Annotated in this window: 12 protein-coding genes and 1 other RNA gene; 7 read left to right on the top strand and 6 right to left on the bottom strand. The window is 41.5% G+C overall.

All coding sequences use genetic code 11. From position 1 onward, the window contains the following. Window positions 1–70: 70 nt before the first annotated feature. Window positions 71–589, bottom strand: coding sequence for an HAD-IIIA family hydrolase (locus VE944_RS11500; protein ID WP_324976813.1), 519 nt, complete (start codon window positions 587–589; stop codon window positions 71–73). Between the two features lie 504 nt (window positions 590–1,093). Here VE944_RS11500 and gorA point away from each other — a divergent pair. The 6 genes from gorA to queF all read left to right on the top strand — a co-directional run bounded on the left by gorA (window position 1,094) and on the right by queF (window position 4,509). After that, window positions 1,094–2,536, top strand: coding sequence for a glutathione-disulfide reductase (gene gorA / locus VE944_RS11495; protein ID WP_324976810.1), 1,443 nt, complete (start codon window positions 1,094–1,096; stop codon window positions 2,534–2,536). Between the two features lie 94 nt (window positions 2,537–2,630). Next, a complete protein-coding gene (locus tag VE944_RS11490; protein ID WP_012412163.1) occupies window positions 2,631–2,897 on the top strand; it encodes a YciI family protein in 267 nt (88 codons plus the stop codon). 38 nt (window positions 2,898–2,935) lie between these two features. Beyond that, window positions 2,936–3,032, top strand: an RNA gene (ffs, locus tag VE944_RS11485) — signal recognition particle sRNA small type. Window positions 3,033–3,057: 25 nt separating this feature from the next. Beyond that, window positions 3,058–3,444, top strand: a complete 387-nt coding sequence (locus tag VE944_RS11480) for a phasin family protein (protein ID WP_229555543.1) — start codon at window positions 3,058–3,060, stop codon at window positions 3,442–3,444. Between the two features lie 148 nt (window positions 3,445–3,592). Next, a complete protein-coding gene (locus tag VE944_RS11475; RefSeq protein ID WP_100900881.1) occupies window positions 3,593–3,991 on the top strand; it encodes a hypothetical protein in 399 nt (132 codons plus the stop codon). Between the two features lie 104 nt (window positions 3,992–4,095). After that, window positions 4,096–4,509 carry a preQ(1) synthase gene (queF, locus tag VE944_RS11470; RefSeq protein WP_324976801.1) on the top strand — a complete coding sequence of 138 codons (414 nt, stop codon included), beginning with the start codon at window positions 4,096–4,098 and terminating at the stop codon, window positions 4,507–4,509. A gap of 350 nt (window positions 4,510–4,859) precedes the next feature. On the opposite strand, the gene pstS is transcribed toward queF, so the two are convergent. From pstS to VE944_RS11455, 3 genes are all read right to left on the bottom strand, one after another. After that, window positions 4,860–5,936 (bottom strand): phosphate ABC transporter substrate-binding protein PstS, encoded by a 1,077-nt coding sequence (gene pstS / locus VE944_RS11465; protein ID WP_324976798.1) that lies wholly within the window; start codon window positions 5,934–5,936, stop codon window positions 4,860–4,862. A 244-nt stretch (window positions 5,937–6,180) separates the two neighbouring features. Beyond that, entirely contained in the window at window positions 6,181–7,578 is a 1,398-nt protein-coding gene (locus VE944_RS11460) for a cytochrome c biogenesis protein (RefSeq protein WP_324976795.1), read from the bottom strand. A gap of 30 nt (window positions 7,579–7,608) precedes the next feature. Next, window positions 7,609–8,349: a cytochrome c biogenesis protein CcdA gene (locus VE944_RS11455; RefSeq protein ID WP_324976792.1), complete on the bottom strand. Its 741-nt coding sequence runs from the start codon at window positions 8,347–8,349 to the stop codon at window positions 7,609–7,611. Between the two features lie 186 nt (window positions 8,350–8,535). Between VE944_RS11455 and VE944_RS11450 the strand changes: the two genes are divergently transcribed. Continuing rightward, window positions 8,536–15,777: an AAA family ATPase gene (locus tag VE944_RS11450; RefSeq protein ID WP_324976789.1), complete on the top strand. Its 7,242-nt coding sequence runs from the start codon at window positions 8,536–8,538 to the stop codon at window positions 15,775–15,777. Window positions 15,778–16,103: 326 nt separating this feature from the next. Here VE944_RS11450 and VE944_RS11445 read toward each other — a convergent pair whose 3' ends face one another. Further along, window positions 16,104–16,910 (bottom strand): pentapeptide repeat-containing protein, encoded by an 807-nt coding sequence (locus VE944_RS11445; RefSeq protein ID WP_324976786.1) that lies wholly within the window; start codon window positions 16,908–16,910, stop codon window positions 16,104–16,106. Window positions 16,911–16,920: 10 nt separating this feature from the next. Then, window positions 16,921–17,562 (bottom strand): beta-carboxysome protein CcmP, encoded by a 642-nt coding sequence (locus VE944_RS11440; protein ID WP_324976783.1) that lies wholly within the window; start codon window positions 17,560–17,562, stop codon window positions 16,921–16,923. Between the last annotated feature and the right edge of the window lie 386 nt (window positions 17,563–17,948).

Raw genomic sequence — 17,948 nt, 5'->3', positions numbered from 1 at the left:
GTTTTTGCCAAAAAGCTAGGATTTTTGCCGTATCAAGAAAACTGAGTTCTTAATTTTGGATAAAGTCGAGCTAAGAGATGATTGCTCCCTGATGTTGTTCAATCCAATCTCTTCCCCATTGGAAGCGTACCCCAGCACTACGGGCGGCAGCTTCATCTTCGGGGCGATCGCCTACATAGATTGTATTTTCATGAGTATGCTCGTGCCGAACCATTGCCAATTGCAACATTCCGGCTTTAGGTTTACGATAGTGCCCTGACCATTTGGTTTTACTATGGTTATGGACATTGTGGTGAGTGACGCGGAAACATTTCTTGCCCTCAAAGTCAGGGCAAAAGTAGATTTCTCTTAATTCTGGAAATAGCTCAAGCGTATACTGCTGTTCGGTGATGCACTGTTGAATAGACTTGTGCCCTGCGGCAACGCCACCTTGATTGGTAATACCGACAATAATCCAATTATCTTTGTAAGTGCCAATAGCAACTTCAGCACCCGAAATAATTTTCTGGTCTTGAGGATGTTGAAAGTATTGCTTGCCGCTAAGTGGTTCTCGAATTGTGCCGTCTAAATCCAGCAATAATAGGCTCATCGTTTCTGTGTAGAACTCTCCTTCATATTCGACATCCTAAGCTGGTAATCATTACTTATCCTCTAGCTATCGGAAGGCGCTATTCGAGTGGCTGATCCTCCTCCAGATTGAATTGTAGATGTGATGCGTTGGTTAAAATACAACAATAATAGAAATAGTGACAGGTTTCCTAAATAGCTGCCCCTTCTACGCAAAGGGAAGCGCTTGTTATATATATATAAGACTCATATTTGATTTTTGAACAAAACTTAGTACACCTTTATTCCTTCTTCCCAGTCCCCAGTCCCCAGTCCCTTACCTCTACGAGTGATTCAGAAATCAAAGACGCTCGATAGCGCAGCGTTAGCGACGCAGGAGCGTCTGACTCGCTACCGCTTCGCTATCGGATTGTTATATATACACTTAATAAGAATCCGTTGCTTTAGATAGAGAGTGAATGAAATAGAAATAGCTACACTTTAAGTGAAACCTAGCTGAGTGACGATATCCAAGTCATTAGACCTCGTGGATAAGTCTTTTTTGTTTCACATTTTGCGATCGCCAAAGGGCTGGATAGGGCCAAAAGAAGTAGATAGCAAAGAAGAACGACTAAGAGCAGCATTTATGAACTTCGATTACGACCTTTTAATTATTGGTGCAGGTTCAGCAGGACTTGCTGCTGCTAAACGAGCTACTTCTTATGGTATCCATGTAGGAATTGCAGAACAAGCAGACGTAGGTGGCGCTTGTATAAATTACGGCTGTATTCCTGAAAAGCTAATGACTTATGCGGCTAATTTTTCCAGCCTTTTTTCTAATGCAATATCTTATGGATGGAGCGAATTTCATAGCAGCTTTGACTGGTCGAAATTTATAGCAGCTAAAGACCAGAAAGTTGAACAACTCCATCAATTACACATTAAGTATCTTAAAGAATCAGGAGTAAATTTTATTAGAGGTCGTGCTAGTTTTATAGATGTTCATACCTTGGACATTGACGGAAAGCAAATAACAGCAGATAAAATTTTGATTGCTGTAGGTGCACAACCTTTCAAGCCAAATATACCTGGGATAGAACATACTATTACTCCAAAAGAACTCTTTCAAATGAAAACATTACCCAAACACATCGCTATTATTGGAGGAGATTATACTGCTGTAAAAACTGCTGGTAGTTTGAATGAGCTAGGTGCTAAAGTCACTTTAATTACTGATTTACCTCAAATATTGCCAGCTTGTGACCAAGATTTGAGCTTCTGTATTACAGATATCATGAGTCAGCATGGCATTGAAATTTTGACTAACACTAAAGTAGATATAATTAAAAAAATAGCAGATAAAGTAGATTTATTTTATTCTAATTATGAAACGAATATTTTAACCTGTGATACAGTTTTATATTTAACATTGCTGTCACCATATTTAAATAACTTATATTTGAATAAAACTGGTATTGAAGTATCTCAAAAAGGTGCAATTATGGTGGATCAATATAGCTGCACTACGCAAGCTAATATTTTTGCTGTAGGCGATTGTATTGACAGGCTACAACTTACACCTGTTGCCATTGCTGAAGCTCGTGCATTTGTTGATACTGTATTTGGTAATAAACCTCAAATTTTAAGTTATGAATTAGTGCCCATCTCCGTTTCTTCCATACCTGAAGCTGCTACAGTTGGTTTGACAGAAGCTCAAGCACGGGAAAAATTTGGTGAATCGGTGCAGTGTTATTGTGGAGAATTTCAACCACTTTTTCATAGCCTGAATGGGCAAGATGAAAAAACCCTGATTAAATTAGTAGTAGAAGGTAAATCAGAGCGAGTTTTGGGTGCTCACATGGTAGGTGAATCAGCATCAGAAATTATTCAAAGCATTGCTGTAGCTATCAAATTAGGTGCTACCAAAAATGACTTTAATAATAATATTGGTATTCATCCATCGAGTGCGGAAGAGCTTTTTTGTTTATAAGTATTAATGCTTAACTGTAGTGATATTTACACCTAAAATTCAAACCTGATTAAACCTTTTGGCAAAGTCCTTTGTAATAAGAGATGACAAGCAGATGCCGTGGTTTGTAAAAATTGAAGAAGGGAAAGTCGATAAACCTACCTTTGACCAATATGTACCTGCCCACAAAGCCTACATTCAGGACTTGATTGCTAAAGGACACAAAGCGCGAACAGGCTATTGGGCAGAGCAAAGAGGCGGGATGTTGCTGTTTGAGGCAGCCTCAAAGGAAGAAGCAGAAGCGATTGTAGCTGATGACCCGTTGGTGAAACACGGCTGCGTCAACTATCAGCTTTATGAATGGCGGATTGTTATGGAATAACACACACATTACTGACTTTTAGTGTTATGCTTTTAGAAGACCTGGATCTATGCGATCGCAACACCCAAATCTTGTCAGAACCGGAAGGTAGCAGCAACACGGGAGGCTTGTGATAGGCGTAGTCTCCGGGTCGCCCTATTTGTAGGAGCGGTCAGGGATAATGGCTGGTTTTGGAGATATTGTTCAAAAAGCTTTTTACCTCGGTGTTGGATTAGCTTCTTACGCAGGTGAGAAAGCAGGGGGAAAATTAGCCGAAGTGCGATCGCAAGTCCAAAAACTGGCAGATGAAATGGTCGCAAAGGGCGAAATGAACACAGAAGAAGCCCGCCGCTTCGTTGAAGATATGATGAAGCAAGCCCAACAATCCCAACCATCTGCTGAAACATCTGAGAAAAGGCCTCCTTCTGAACCTCGCCGCATTGAAATTTTAGAGGAAGATGAAGAACCAACGGTGAAAGAGGCATCAAGTGATGATAACGCGGAAAAATTACGGCAAGAAGTGCTAGACCTGCAAAACGAGTTAAAAAGATTGCAACGCGATCAATAAAAAGAATTGTTTGATCGAAATATTAGTAAGAAGTGGCAGTTTGACATGGCACTTCAGATAGAAACTTGATAAGATACATTGCTTAGTGTGTTCTTTAAGCCAGAAAACATAAAGCGTCCTGTTTATAGCCTGCAAAGGTGTCAAGTTTATGGAACAGTGGCAAAAAGATTTAGTAGAGATCGTTGAAACAGTGGCTGATGAAGTAGAGCGTTTCTTCCTGGGAATGAGTGAAATGGTAGACGCTTTTTTTGAGCTAACGGAAGAAATCACCGAGCAAGTCCCTAACATTGCCATTGAAGTCGATCAGTATTTACAGGATTTGACTGAACCAATGTTTGAAGCTTACTGGGAACTGGAAGACATTGTAACAGATATAGATCCAGGTTTTCCTTATTCAGTTGAACCCACAGCCGAAAAAAATCCTGCCTGTATCGGTTGTACTCACTACCACGGTCAAGTTTATAGTGGTAATTTGTTAGTTTGTGCCATGCATCCCCACGGTTGTGAAGATGAGAATTGTCCAGACTGGGAGAAGGAAGAGTATTGAGTTAGGAGTGGAGAGTGGGGAAGACGCGATTAATCGCGTCTGTACAGGAGTTAGGAATAAAATTATTAAAAGGACGTAAAGATAAGTAAAATAACTAATGACAAATGACAAATGACAAATTACCTGAAAGTGTAGCCCAGGCAAGCCAAGAAATGAAGTATGGCGAACGCGATATTGCCGAAGGTAAACTAATTACCTTTCCGAATCCGCGTGTGGGGAGGCGATATGACATTAGCATTACTTTGCCGGAATTTACTTGTAAATGTCCGTTTTCTGGTTATCCTGACTTCGCGACAATTTACGTTACATATATACCTGATGAACGGGTAGTGGAATTGAAGGCGCTTAAGCTTTACATTAACAGTTACCGCGATCGCTATATTTCCCACGAAGAATCTGCCAATCAAATTTTGGATGATTTTGTAGCTGCTTGCGATCCGTTAGAAGCTACTGTAAAAGCAGATTTTACGCCTCGCGGTAATGTACATACCGTGGTTGAAGTGCGTCATCATAAGTAACCATAATGAAAACTTTAGCTTGTAGTAAGGACTTAAGTCCTCACTACAAGGCGCTAGGCGAATAAAATTAGCACTTTTTACTCAGGTTGATCAAATAATGCGATCGCCTACTGTAAATTAAAAACTAGTGGTCTATCGCATTAATTTTGCTGGGTTGCGAGAACCCGGACTTCTTTAAGAAGTCCGGGTTCTGAACACCTTAACCTTTCAGAAATAATGACATGAACCACTAGTAGTCTGTCTCATTAAATTTGAGGGATAAGAAAACGAACCGCAGAGGTACAGAGAACGCACTGAGAAAGATTCTAAAGTTTGCTTTACTAAGCATTGTTGACTTGACAAACTACTAGTTATTCTCCAATCTTCTTTGCAGCAGATTGCACTTGAATCACAACTTTTTTAGACAAAGGGATATATCCGAGTTCCAAACTGGATTTTTGCCCGTCAATCACAGCCCAATCAATAAAGTTTTTCAGCGCTTGAGCTTTGACTCGGTTTGGATATTGGTGATAAGTTAAAAGCCAGGTATAAGTAACGATAGGATAAGACTGGGCACCTATAGGATCGGTGATAAAAGCAATCAAGTTATCGGCGGGTAATTTCACTGCCTCTAAGGTTTGAGCTACAGATTTTGGTGTCGGTGTAATATAATTACCAAATTTATTTTCCAAAGCAGCCGTAGGGAGTTTATTTTGTTTGGCGTAGACGTATTCTACATAGCCAATAGCTCCTGGTATTTGTTGAATTAAGGCAGTAACACCTTCGTTACCCTTTCCACCAATTCCCACTGGCCATGCTACAGATTTACCGGCTGCAACTTGGCTTTTCCATTCTGGACTTATAGCACTTAGATGTTGCGTCAATACGCTTGTAGTCCCACTACCGTCAGTTCGGTGTACTAACTGAATCGGCAAATCGGGCAAACTTACCCCTGGATTAGCTACAGCTATTCTCGGATGATTCCAATTCGTAATTTTTCCGAGGAAGATATCTACGTATACTTGGCGTGATAGTTTTATAGTAGTTGGCGGATTGACTTGAGGGGACTGAGATGAGGGTGTAAGGTTGTAAGCTAGCACAATAGAACCAGCAGTTATTGGTAAAGCGATCGCTCCCCGTTTTATCTTAGCTGCTTCTTCATTTGTAATTCCTACATCACTAGCTGCAAAGTCCACAGTACCTTCAATGAGTTGTTGCACTCCAGCACTGCTTCCTATAGCTTGATAGTTAATTTCTACATTGGGATTTTGCTGGTTGTAATCTGAAAGCCAGCGTTCGTACAAAGGTGCGGGAAAACTTGCCCCAGCACCTACAAGGGAAACGCGGTTGATGTTTCGATTATTTGTAGTGCAAGAAGCAATATTCAACAAGATAGCAATTAACGGTAGAAGGTAAACGCGTCTCTTAAATTGAAGTTGAGCAGACATAAAAATCTTTTGTTCCAATGTTTAATAAATACCTCTAGTAATTTTCAAATTTATAGCCGTGGCGTAATTAATTATAAATAACTTTGAAATCCAAACAGTATCCAGAGGCTAACGCAAAGTAATCCTCTGCGTTCCTCTGCGATTTCCTTCTCTGCGAGATGCTGACGCTCCTAACGTCGCTACCGCTTCGCTAATGCGAATGCGCCCCTACCCTACCCTAGGGGAAGGCGAAGCGCCTATGCGTTTAAACTTCAATTGCCGCTTTTTTCTCCTCACCTTTTGGCTGTGAAGTCAGCCGATCTAAAATCTCCAAAACCTCTTGTTCAAAAGCAACTTGGGCGCGATTAGTTTTGCCACCAACGTACAAGCGATCGCCTTTTTGCAATGCCCATATTTGTGAATGAGAAAAGTAACTCATCACCACACCCAGCATTAGTAAACCAAACCCTGAGTAAACAATTGGTATACCTGGATCAGCTTTAATTTGTAACCCAGTGCTACCAATGACATCCAAAATTTTCAGCTTCACGCCATTTACTTGAGTGGACATCCCAGCGCGGACAGTATCAACGAGTTTGCCAGTGGGATCATAAATTAATACCATCCCTTGCAAGTCTTTGGCTAGCAAAGAGACACCCTCGCTCAAATCCGGTTTCGTAGGAACCCACGTTCCCCAAATGCGCCCTTGGCCGTTGGTGTTCAATTGCGCCATTGGTAGCTGAAAAACCGGGCTGTTGTTAAATTGGACGCGAACACCCGCAATTCCCCAATCAGTTTGATAGAAAGTGATGCCATGATAGCGTAGAGGCTCGTTGACAAAAATCTTTTTGTGGTCAATTTCTTCCCCCTGCTTATTCAAGACAGACATATCCGAATAAAATTGATCGATGCCACCAGATGGTGTGTAGTCAATCCAAAAACGATTGACGCGCACAGACCAATCTTTCGGGATTGGTGCTGCTAAAGGGCCAGCATCGACAATATTTGTCACTTGAAATGTATCGCCACTAGCAACCATTTCTTGAGCCAAAAACCCAGTCATCGCCCCCCAAATTCCCCCGATCAGAATAGCGACGATACCAATATGAACGATAATTGGGCCGATGCGTCCGACTATTCCCTTGCGGGCGTAAAGGAGATTTTCTTTTTCTTGATCTGGAAAAATTTTATAGCGACGTTTCTGTAATATTTGGCTGAGAGAATCTAAGGAACCAGTATCTAGTTCTGCACTTAAAGCTAACTTTTGAAATTGCCGTGGTTCTTCGTAATATTTCCAGCGCTGGGCAGCTTTTAAGGCTGGTAATTGTCGGGTAAATGAACAAGCAGTTAAGCTAGTGCCAAATAAAATGAGTAATGCTAAAAACCACCAAGTACGATATACGTGGTCTAACCCAACTACCTGAATTACCTTCCAAGTTAAGAAACCAAATAAAGCTGGATGTTCTGGATAGTTGGCTTGGTAAAATGCGGGTGATTGACCTTGCTCAATTACAGTACCAGTAGAGCTAAAGATTGCAATCAATAGCAGTAGTGCGATCGCTAATCTTAAGTTAGTCAGTACAGGCAAAAGCTCTTGCCGTAAGAACTGCCCAGGTACTGCCCACCATTTTAATTCTTTCGACGCTGAATCTTCTAAAGTCATTATGTGTAAAATTTAACAAAGGTATTGATATTAAAAACTGCCAAGGGGAATTCGAGAAATTAAAGAAAATACACCGAATCCTACCAACAGCGCTCCGCTAACTGGGTTAATCCAACCAGACCAGCGACGCAATTCTAGTAACTTTTTAATTGAAGCTGTAAAAGTACCTGCCAAAATCAATGGTGCTACATAACCGGCTGTGTAAGAAAGTAGCAAAACAGCCCCTAAAATTAAGTCTTGTGTATTGGCAATCCAACCCAACAAACTAGCTAAAACAGGCGTGCTACAAGGGGATGCGACTAAGCCGAAAGTCAGCCCTAGTAAATAAGAACGCAATCCGGCTGGTAAATCTTGCGAAATCCAATTCGTTTCGCCCAAGGATGGAAATTGTAGAGGTAGCGCTTCTAATAAGTTCAGCCCCATGAGAATGGCGATAATGCTGACGATAATCGGCAAACCAATTCCTACTTGACCGTAGACTTTTCCAACAAAAGCTGCTATAATACCCATCCCCGCCAATGTAGTTGCTAATCCTAAAGCAAACCAAGTTGATTGGGCAGCTGCTTGCAAGCGACTTTTAGCTTCATAACCGCCAATGTAACCAATGGTAATTGGCAGCATAGAAAGCATACAGGGTGTAAGACTGGTAAGCAAGCCAGCCGCAAATATGATACCAATGCTCACCACGCTAAGATGCGTCAATTGGTTAGAAACGAGGCTGTTGGCAAATTGTTCTAGTTGGTAAATTTGGGTTTGCAGGTTATCAAGCATGGGGAGTTTATGAGCGGGAAATGCTTACTCTGCTTGAATTTTAGCTTATTTTTCGTTTGGGAGTTAGCGGAACGTAAATTATCTAAACTTAATATCATCTAAATTTCATCTGCCCAAGGAAATGTATCTAAAATACAATTAAGCTCGAACTATATTTGAAGAAGCACGCCTGGAGTATTTGGTATCATGATTGCATTACCCGGATTTAAAATTGTCACTTTGTTAAAAGCAGGGGTAAAAGCAGTCATATACCGTGGAATTAGGGTTAAAGATAATTGTCCGGTAATTATCAAAGGGCTACGTCCAGAACAGTGTACACCCAATAATATTGAACAGATCAAACATGAGTATGCGATCGCACAAAGGTTAAATATCGCAGCAGCAGTCAAAGCTTACGCCTTAGAGATGCACCAGGGAATCCCTTATTTAATTATGGAGGATTTTGAGGCGCGATCGCTCGATCAGTTGCTAGACCAATTTCAACAGCCTGTGCCGTTTCTGAAGATTGCTATAGAAATCACTAGCAAACTTGCACAAATTCACGCTCATCACATTGTCCACAAGGATATTAAGCCGCAAAATATCTTAATAAACCTCGAAACTAATCAGGTTAAAATTGCCGATTTTGGAATTGCTACCTTCATTCCATACCAGCAGCAAATAGTTAGCAGTTCCAGCCGAATTGAAGGCAGTCTACCATATTTGTCACCTGAGCAAACCGGGCGAATGAATCGAGGAATTGACCATCGCAGCGATTTGTATTCTCTGGGAGTCACCTTTTATGAGATGGTGACAGGTCAGCTACCATTTAAAGGCAAAGATCCCTTAGAGTGGGTGCATTGTCATATTGCAAAATCTCCGCCATCCCCGAAAAAGCTAAATGCTGATATTCCCCAAATCCTCTGCGATATCATTATCAAATTGCTGTCGAAGGTTGCAGAACAGAGGTATCAGAGCGCTTTAGGTTTGCAATTTGATCTGGAACGGTGCTTAAACCAATTGGAGACAACCAAAGACATCCAATCTTTTGTTTTGGGTGAGCAAGATATCTCAGAGCGGTTTCAAATTCCTCAAAAATTATATGGGCGAGAACCAGAGATTGCCAAGCTTTTAGAAGCATTTGAGCGAGTTGTTAACCAAGGTAAACCAGAACTCGTTTTAGTTTCTGGCTATGCTGGGGTTGGTAAATCTTCTTTAGTAAAAGAGATTCACAAGCCTATTGTGCGAGAACGCGGAGTTTTTATCTCTGGAAAATTTGATCAGTATAAACGAGATATTCCTTATTCCACTATTGTTCAAGCTTTTCAAACACTTGTTAGACAAATTTTAACGCAGGTCGAGGCTCAACTTGCCACTTGGAAAAAGCGAATACAAGCAGCATTAGGGAACAATGGTAGACTAATCACAGATGTAATTCCAGAAGTTGAATTAATCGTTGGAGAACAGCCTCCTATACCAGAGTTGGGGCCTGCCGAATCTCAAAACCGATTCAATTTAGTGTTTCAGAATTTTATCAGCGTCTTTGCTCAAAAAGAGCATCCGCTCACTGTTTTTTTAGATGATATGCAGTGGGCAGACAGCGCTACTTTAAATTTAATTCAAACCGTCATTACTGGGTCTAGTATCCAATATCTCTGCTTCATTTTAGCTTTTCGAGATAATGAAGTAGATGTTGTGCATCCCTTTACTTTAATGATGGACAAGGTTCGCCAGTATGGAGCAAGAATAACTGAAATTCTCCTTATGCCCTTGAATCTTGTTTATGTCAATCAGTTGATTGCTGATACCTTGCATAGTTCTGTCGAACGAGGAGAACCTCTTGCTCAATTGATTATCCAAAAAACTGACGGTAATCCTTTTTTTGTCAATGAGTTTCTGAAAACACTGCATCAAGAAAATCTACTGATTTTTGACCCCCCTCAATCCCACGCCAGATGCTACCCTACGGGAACGCTAAGAGCGAACAAGTCGGCAGAGCCGCCCAACGCACTGGCTCCCCTTACTAAGGGGAGCCACTCTCGTGCGGGGGTTCCCCCCGTTGAGAGAAGTGGCGTGGGAAGTAAAGGGGGGTGGCAATGGAATTTAACTCAGATTGAAGCCCAAGGTATTACAGATAATATTGTCAGTTTGATGATTGGACGGATACAAAAACTGCCAGCCGCAACTCAACAAGTACTTAAGTTAGCCTCCTGTATTGGTAATCGTTTTGATTTACAAATTTTAGCGCTCGTTGGTGAACAATCTATTGAAGAAACAGCGAATGCACTTGTTGATGCAATTTTAAGAGGATTAATTATCCCCATAGAGTCAGATGAAACTGCCCAGAAAAACTATCGTTTCTATCATGACCGAGTTCAACAAGCTGCATACTCCTTAATTGTTGATGCAAAGTCGGCAGTTCATCTAAAAATTGGACGGATTTTGCTGAAAAATGCTAGTTTTGAACAAGTGAACGAGCAAATATTTGATTTAGTCAATCAACTCAATTTCGCTGTAGATATAATTATTGAGCAAACAGAAAAAGATGAATTACTACGGTTGAATTTAATTGCTGCTAAGAAGGCAAAAGCCTCTACAGCCTACACTCCTGCTAAAAATTTTTTTAGCGTTGCCATGAATCTTTTAGCTGAAAATGCCTGGATTGAACAATATGAACAAACATTTACTTTATTCAGAGAACTAGCTGAATGTGAATTCTTAACAGGGAATTTAGGACAAGCAGAAGAATTATTTGAATTGTTATTTAGTAAAGCAGCATCTTATGTGGATAAATCTAATGTTTATACGCTGCAAATCAGACTCTATCAAGTTGCGGGGAGGTATGAAGAGGCGCTGACATTGGGATTAGAAGCTTTAAAACTTTTTGAAGTGACATTCCCTGATACAAATGAGGAAGTGCAGGCTGCGATCGCAATTGAAAAAAACCAGGTATTAACCAATCTAGGTAATAGACAAGTCTCTGATATAATTAATGCTATAGTAATCCAAGATCCAAATATTAAAACAGTTATTAGTCTGTTGACGACTTTGGGCCCACCTACTTATCTAGGTAGACCTGATCTCTTTCCCTTAGTCGTACTTAAAGCAGTTAACTACTCACTCAAGTTTGGTAATACAGAAGATTCCTGTTTTGCTTACAGCATGTATGCGATGTTGTTAGTTTCCATCTTCCATGATATACCTACAGGGTACGCCTTTTCTGAGATGACAATTCAATTAAATGAAAAGTTGCATGACTTGAAACTTAGAGGAGTTGTTCTGCACATTCATGGAAGTCATATTAACGTTTGGCGTAACCATATTGCTACCGATATTCCATTTTTAGAAAGGGGATTTATCGGCTGTGTGGAAGCGGGTGATGTGACGATGGCGAACTACAATGGTTATCAAGGCTCGTGGCAAATTATCCAGTTAGGTTTTCCACTTGCAGAAACATACAAATCTCTAGAAAAATATACTGCATTCGCCCACCAGTCTAAACACGAGACTGTCTATCAGACAATCAAACTACAGCAGATGCTACTGATGAATCTGCGCGGACTGACTCACCAAAACCTGACTCTAAGTAATGATGAATTTGATGAATTATCCGCTCTATCTATTATTACAGATGCAGGTTTTGTCAGTGGAATTATTTTTTATAATATTATTAAATTAATTATCTTTTTTACGTATGGTAAATATCCAGAAGCGTTTAATTATGCCTTAAAATTGTCTAATTTGCCAGTTAAAACACTGGCATTACCAATTGAAACAGATTACATCTTATATTACTCACTGACTCTTACATCTCTTTATCCAACAGTATCTTATCAGGAGCAAAAACAGTTTTTAGAAAGCTTAAAATCCCATCAGCAGCAATTGCAATACTGGGCTAACCACTGCCCTGCAAACTTCTTACATAAGTCTCAACTAGTAGCTGCTGAAATAGCTCGAATTGAAAATCGAGACTTAGAAGCAATGCGTTTGTATGAGCAATCAATTGCTTCAGCCCGTGACCAGGGATTTGTACAATATGAAGCTTTGGCTAATGAGCTATGTGCTAAGTTTTATTTAGAACGGGAGTTTGAATTAATTGCCAAAACCTACTTGCAAGAATCTAAAAATGCTTATGTACGTTGGGAGGCATCTGCTAAAGTTAAACACCTCGAAGAATCTTATCCTCAGCTATTGCCACAACAACAGCTTATCTCTAACGGAACGTTTTTCAGCACAGGTGAACACCTAGATTTTTTATCGGTTGTTAAAGCGTCTCAAACCATATCTAGCGAAATTGTGTTTTCGCGGTTATTGAAGACATTAATGCAGATTGTTATTGAGCAAGCAGGAGCAGAAATTGGTTATTTATTGCTTGAATCCGAACAAAACTTGGTGATCGAAGTAGAAGCTAAATTTAATCCCCAAGCAGAAAAGCTCAATGTTTATCGACCTGTATTAGAGGGTGAAATTTCACAGGTTATTCCGCAATCAATGCTAAATTATGTTCAACGAACTCAAGAAACAGTAATTTTGCAGAATGCCACTGAGCAAAATCTGTTTTCAGAAGACGAGTATATAATCCGAAAGCAACCTAAATCTGTACTTTGTTTACCGATCGCGCTTCAGTCAAAATTAATTGGTATTTTATATTTAGAAAATAATCTTATTTCCAGCGCCTTTACACAGGATAAACTTTCGGTACTAGAAATATTGACAGTTCAAATTGCTATTTCTCTAGAAAATGCTCGTCTTTATCAAGGTCTAGAAAATAGTCAAGAAAAACTCAATCTGGCGTTGAAATCTGCCCAGATCGGTGTTTGGAGTTGGGATATTGTCAACGATCAGTTTACCTGGGATGAGCAAATTTATCAATTATTTGGCTTAACACCTGAAACCTTTGTTGGCACTTCTGAAGCAATTTTAGCTCGTCTGCATCCAGATGATCGGGAATTGGTAGCTCAATCGTTGAGTCGAGCAATTAACGAAGGTGTAGAGCATGATTTAGAATATCGAATTATTCGAGATGATAGCAGTATTCGCTACCTAGCCTGCCGAGGAAAAGTCTTTTTCAACGAAGCAGGTAAAGCCACACACATGAGTGGTGTTGTGCTTGATATCACAGATCGCAAACAATCTGAAGCTGAACGTATCCAACTGATTCAAGAGCAAACCGCGCGACAGGAAGCAGAAGCCGATCAGCAACGGGCAACATTCTTGGCTCAAGTCAGTGCAACCCTTGCTTCTTCCCTCGATTACGAAAGCACATTAGCAAGTGTGGCAAAGCTGGCTGTGCCTTACTTTGCCGATTGGTGCGGCGTTGATTTGCTGCAAGATAACCAATCAATTAATCGGGTAGCAGTTGCTCACCGAGATCCAGAGAAAGTGAAACTTGGTTGGGAACTTTATCAGCGTTATCCTAGAAAGTTAGATGCACCTGAAGGTGTGCCTAAAGTGCTGCGTACTGGACTTGCAGAAATGGTAGCTGAAATTTCAGATGCAGCTCTAGCAGAAGCTATCCAAGATCCAGAACATCTGCGGATTCTGCGTAAACTTGGTTTAAAGTCATGTATAATATTGCCCTTGATGGCACGCGAAAGGATTTTTGGGGCAATTTCCTTTGTGACTGCTGAATCAGAACGTCGTTACAGCACGGCTGACTTGTCACTAGCAGAAGATGTTGCCCATCGAGCTGCGATCGCCATTGATAATGCTCGCCTTTACCAAGAAGCGCAGCAAGCACAAAAAACAGCAGAGCAAGCATTAGAGCGCATTGCTCGTCTTCAATCCATCACGGCTGCTCTTTCAGAATCTTTGACACCAACCCAAGTATCTGAAGTCATTGTAGAGCAGAGTATGGCTGCTTTGGGAGCTAATTCTGCTCTTGTCGCCTTGGTGAATGAAAGTAAAACTGAACTAGAAATTGTGCGTGCGGTTGGCTATAAGCAGGATTTGGTAGACACTTGGCGGCATTTTTCCATTGATTTACCCTCTCCCTTAACAGAAGCTGTGCGGATTGGGCAACCTATTTGGGCTGAATCAACAAAAAATCGGATTGCTCGTTACCCTAATTTAGCTGAAACTTACTCCAAATATGACTTTGAAGCCTGGATTTCTATTCCATTGATGGTAGAAGGTTGGGCAGTTGGCGGTATGACTTTAGGATTTGCCCAGCCTCAACTACTGAGTGAAGAAGATCAAGCGTTTATCTTGGCTGTTGCTCAACAATGCGCCCAAGCGATCGCTCGTGCCCATCTTTACGAAGCCGAACTAACGGCACGAAACGCTGCTGAATCAGCAAACCGCATCAAAGATGAATTTCTCGCTGTGCTGTCCCATGAATTGAGAACACCGCTTAACCCAATTCTGGGTTGGACAAAACTGATGCGAACCCGCAAGCTTGATCAAGCAACAAGCGATCGCGCCCTCGAAACTATTGAGCGCAACGCTAAGTTACAAACCCAATTGATTGAAGATTTGCTTGATGTTTCCCGCATCCTTCAAGGTAAACTTAACCTCAACTTCTACCGCATTAATTTGGTATCAGTCATTGAGGCTGCGATTGAGACAGTGCGTTTATCAGCACAGGCTAAGTCCATCGAGATTCAGACAATTATTGAGTCTAGTCTAGGGCCTGTTTTAGGCGATGCCAATCGATTGCAACAAGTTTTTTGGAATATCCTTTCTAATGCCATTAAGTTTACTCCCACTGAGGGACAAGTAAAAATTAAATTAGAGCAAATTAGCTCACAGGTACAAATCTGCGTCACTGACACAGGGAAGGGGATTGCGCCTGAGTTCTTACCTTATGTCTTTGATTATTTCCGTCAAGCAGATAGTGCCACAACTCGAAAATTTGGCGGTTTAGGTTTAGGATTAGCGATCGTCCGGCATCTTGTAGAACTTCACGGGGGAACTGTTCAAGTCCAAAGCTTGGGCGAAGAACAAGGAGCAACTTTCACTGTCAAAATTCCATGCTTACAGAATGAAAACAAAGGAATCAAGGATGCAAAAGATAACTCCTCACTTGTGGAAGATCAGTCCTTACCCTTGTCTGGCTTAAAGATTCTCGTGGTGGATGATGACGCAGATATGCGAGAGTTTTTGCCTTTCATGCTGGAGCAATATGGTGCAACTGTGACTGCTGTAGCCTCAGCCATTGAAGCTTTAACTGCACTGAGTCAATCCCAGCCAAATTTGCTCATAAGCGATATCGGGATGCCAGAAATGGATGGTTACATGCTGATGCGACAAATAAGGAGTTTGCAACTAGAGCAAGGTGGGACAATTACAGCGATCGCTTTAACTGCTTATGCTGGTGAAATAGATTATCAGCAAGCGATCGCTGCTGGATTTCAACAGCATATTTCCAAGCCTGTAGATCCAGAAGAATTGGTGAAGGCGATCGCATTATTAGACTTATTGAAACAGAATAAAGGCGTCAGTCGTTAGAACTCAGCATAAATTCTGTACGAGTCGCGGATCTGAATCCCCCACCTTTTGGGGACTTCAAAATTGGTTTTTTTGTTAAGGGAACTCTAAAAAATAAATCATATCATGTTTGCATAATTAGTTATGATTTCCACAGTCATTGCACCCCTCCCCTTAATCCCCTCCCCGCAAGCGGGGAGGGGAGACGAAGCGTAGCTTTGGCGGGGTGGGGTTCTTCGAGTTTAATAAGTAATCAAACGAACATGATATTATCCAATTTCTGGACTTCCCTCCCCCTGCCCCTATAGCGATGGTATATTTTTTATTTGGAAGTCGGAAGTCCCTAATTAATCATGCCTTGAAGCATCAGGCATAATTGCCTCCTGAAGATTTACGCCCTTGAGGTTAGCTCCCCTAATGTCGGCTCCTCTAAGGTTAGCTCCTCTAAGATTCGCGCCTGCCAAATTCGCGCCTCTAAGGTTAGTCCAACTCAAGTTAGCTTCACTTAAGTTAGCTTCACTTAAGTTAGCCTGCAACAGGTAAGCACCACTGAGGTGAGCCTTGTTTAGATTAGCTTTGTACAGTTCAGTTTTATAAAGATAAGCCCCCAATACTTCTGCCTCATACAAACTAGCCTCGCTGAGGTCAGCCGCAATCAAGTTAGCTTCAATGAGGTTAGCAAAAGAGAGATTAGCCCGTATTAGCTTCGCTGCACCTAAATCGGCATCTCTCAAGTTAGCGCCTCTTAAGTCGGTTCCAATTAGATTAGCATGAGCGATCGCAGCGCCTCTAAGATTCGCCTCACTCAAGTCTGCTCCAATAAAATTAGCATGACTCAAATCTGCCTGCGTAAGTATAGCACCACTCAAATTAGCAACAGTGAAGTTAGCATCACTCAAGTTAGCTTCAATAAGCAAGGCTTTGTAGAGGTTGGCACTACTCAAGTCGGCACCACTGAGGTTTGCTCGTACAAGTAAAGCATTACCCAAATCCACCTTGCTCAAATTTACCCCCTGGAGATTTGCGCCTCTGAGGTTATCCCCTTGCAGGTTTGCGGCGCTGAGGTCTGGTTCAATCTGAGGATTTTTTTCTCTCCACTCAATCCATGTAACTGCACCTGCTTTGAGTAAAGCTAGATGCTCTCGATTTGCCATTTTCTCTCCTTTACTCCTGACGCCCACCCAGAGGATTTGCCCGACCTGCTACACTTTCTATTGCCGTTAATGCTCCCGCCGCACCTGCGAGAATATCTTGCTCTTTTCCACCTAAGTAAAGCCGTCCAAAGCTGCCGACAGCTTGAACCTCAAGGATGTTAATCGATGCCGCTTTCTCAGCTTCATTTGCAGCCAGTGCGGCGTAAGCAGCAGGTTCCACTTCTAATACATACAGCGTTTGCCCTGCTAGTAATAGCTGGCCCCGTCGTGTGCGATTAATAAGTTGTGTTTGGTAAGCATCGATGTTGCGGATAATTTGGCTAGAAACAACACGCGGTTTGAGACATTCTTCTCTTCGGACTCCCAGTAAGGCCAAAATGGCTTGACCAGCAGCTCGCGTTTCGCCTTGGGAGCTAGAATGAACTTCCAATAGTCCGTACAGTCTTTCAACTACCTGCACTCCGGGACGGACAGAGGCAGATTTCAGGGCTACATCCGTAATCTTATTAATTTCGATACCAGGAGAGATTTCAATCCACAGTGATGTATCCCCTGGTAATGGTAAGAAGCCTTGAGCTACTGTTCCCATATATGCTGCATGTTGAGGTTGCAGGCTGTCGAGAAATACGAAACTGCGTAGTTCTATTCCCAAGATTTTGCTCTCCAGTCATAAGGGTAAAAGTTATCTATTGCAAGATAGAAGCGCCTAACTTGGGGCATTTTTGCCACAAGTGCAGGATGGAAAAATACAAAGTAGAAAAATTTTGCTGTCGATAAATTTTACGCCTCAGAAGTATTCTGGCAGGAAAAACCGCCTTGACAATTGTACAAGCTTTATTACACACAAATCGCTGTCTGCAATGCCCAACTGGTCTTGATTTACTGATAGAGTTGATGTTAAGTAGGTGGGTGGAATTAATTATAAGATAGAAAAACTGCTAAGTTAGCTTGTTATGCCTGCCCCTTTACGCATCATTCTGACCCCAGAGGAAGACCGAACCTTAACTGAACTGCGACTTGCTCAGCGCCTTCCTCAAA

The sequence above is a fragment of the Nostoc sp. genome (genome assembly GCF_035638895.1).
Lineage (GTDB): Bacteria > Cyanobacteriota > Cyanobacteriia > Cyanobacteriales > Nostocaceae > Nostoc.
Note: the sequence above shows the minus strand (reverse complement) of the source record. Positions and strands in the feature narration are given on the sequence as shown.